The organism is Streptomyces otsuchiensis (assembly GCF_004305975.1).
In the GTDB taxonomy this organism is placed as follows: domain Bacteria; phylum Actinomycetota; class Actinomycetes; order Streptomycetales; family Streptomycetaceae; genus Streptomyces; species Streptomyces otsuchiensis.
In genome coordinates this window covers 1-743 of record NZ_BHZI01000572.1, presented here as the reverse complement: position 1 = coordinate 743, position 743 = coordinate 1, and the positions used below count along the sequence as shown (strand labels likewise).

Here is a 743-nt window from a genome sequence, read left to right as displayed (position 1 = left end):
TGGTGGGGTGCGGGGCGGGCGCTTCCTCACGGGCCGCCGTACCAGTCGTCGCCGAGCTCGGCGATCGCCGTCCCGGCGGTGGCGTCGGCGAGCCACGCCTGGAACGCGGGCAGTTCGGGACCGGGCAGGGCGGTGTGGATGGTGACGCGGCTGCCGTAGGTGACCTCGCGCACCGGGTGGCCGCGGGCGCGGAGTTCGTGTTCCAGCTTCCCGGCGCGCTGGTGTCCGACGGTGACGGTGACGAGCCGGTAGCGGGTGCGTGTGGTCGTGCCCAGGGTGTCCAGCGCGGTGCCGACGGCGGCGCCGTAGGCGCGGATGAGGCCGCCGGCTCCCAGCTTGGTTCCGCCGAAGTAGCGGCTGACGACGGCGACGGCGCAGCGGATGTCGCGGCGGGTCAGCATCTGGAGCATGGGCAGCCCCGCGGTGCCGCCCGGTTCGCCGTCGTCGGAGCACTTGCGCACGGAGCCCTGGGCTCCGATGACATAGGCGTAGCAGTGGTGGGAGGCGGCGGGGTGGTCCCGGCGTTCGCGGGCGACGACGGCCAGCGCGTCGTCCTCGGTCGCGGCGGGCGCGAGGGCGCACACGAACCGGGAGCGGTTGACCTCGGTCTCGTGGACGCCGGGGCCCGGCACGGTCAGGTACTGGTCCGGGGCGGGCATCCGCCCACTGTAGGGCGTGGTCCGCCGGGGGCGTGGCCGGGGCCGGACCACCGTCCCACCCGGGCCGGGCGGGACGGATGTGCG

1 protein-coding gene is annotated in these 743 nt (G+C 75.8%); it reads right to left on the bottom strand.

Annotation, left to right across the window (positions count from 1 at the left end):
* Window positions 1-26: 26 nt before the first annotated feature.
* Entirely contained in the window at window positions 27-659 is a 633-nt protein-coding gene (locus tag E0D90_RS25900; RefSeq protein WP_130800331.1) for an IMPACT family protein, read from the bottom strand.
* Window positions 660-743 lie beyond the last annotated feature (84 nt).